This is a genomic window from Hymenobacter agri, from assembly GCF_054778495.1.
This window is the reverse complement of record NZ_BAAGZM010001128.1, coordinates 1-783: the sequence shown is the minus strand read 5'-3', so window position 1 is coordinate 783 and position 783 is coordinate 1. Positions and strand designations below refer to the sequence as shown.

The 783-nt window shown below is 68.7% G+C and carries 1 pseudogene; it reads right to left on the bottom strand.

Annotated features, from left to right (window positions below):
* Window positions 1-783: pseudogene (locus ACYVDE_RS24885) on the bottom strand (PKD domain-containing protein); the annotation flags it as partial.

Genomic DNA, 783 nt, shown 5'->3' with positions numbered 1-783 from the left:
GTGGCGCACACGGTCTGGGCGGGGCCGGCGTCGGCCACCTCGGGCCGGAAATCGAGCACGAAGGCCGCGTTGTTGCACCCCACCCCGAAGCCCGGAATATTGCTGGGGTTGGTGGTGGCGTAGGTGTTGGCGCCGGGCGGAATGGGAAAGCCCGTGCTCGCAAAGCACGAGCACACAGCCTGGTACACTACCCCGCGCGGGTCGAAGCGCGAGGTGCCACCGTCCACATGCTCGCTCAGGGAGCCGCCGTAGAAGGTGGCGTAGGCCAGGCTGGTGAGGCCGGCCGCGAACTGGGCCAGGTAGAAATCGGAGCCATCGGTGGTGCGCTGCAGCGCGTTGCTGGTTACGGGCAGGCCGGTGGTCGTGCCGTTGGCATCGAGGTAGCTGAAGCGGGGAAACGAGGTGGGCGTAACGCGGCCGTTGTCGTCGCCGCCCCAGCCGCACACAAACACCCGGTCGCAGCGGTCGACCAGAAACGCGGTGGGGGTGAGGCTGATGAGGCCGGCCTCGGCGGGCGCCGTGCTGCCAAACACGGTAGCCAGCTGGCTCTGCGTCAGGTTGGCGTCGAGCTTCTGAATGAACTGCGTGCCGCCGGCCGTGGTGTAAAGGCCCGCCGTTACCGGAAACGCGCCTCGCGTCTGGCCCAGTAGATACACGCCGCCATCGGTGCCCAATTGCAGAAAATACGCCTGGTCGTAGGCCGCCGTGCCCACGTAGCTGGCCCGCAGCAGGCTGGTGCCGCTGGCCGCCAGGCGCGCCACGAAGCCGTCGACGTTGCCCGGC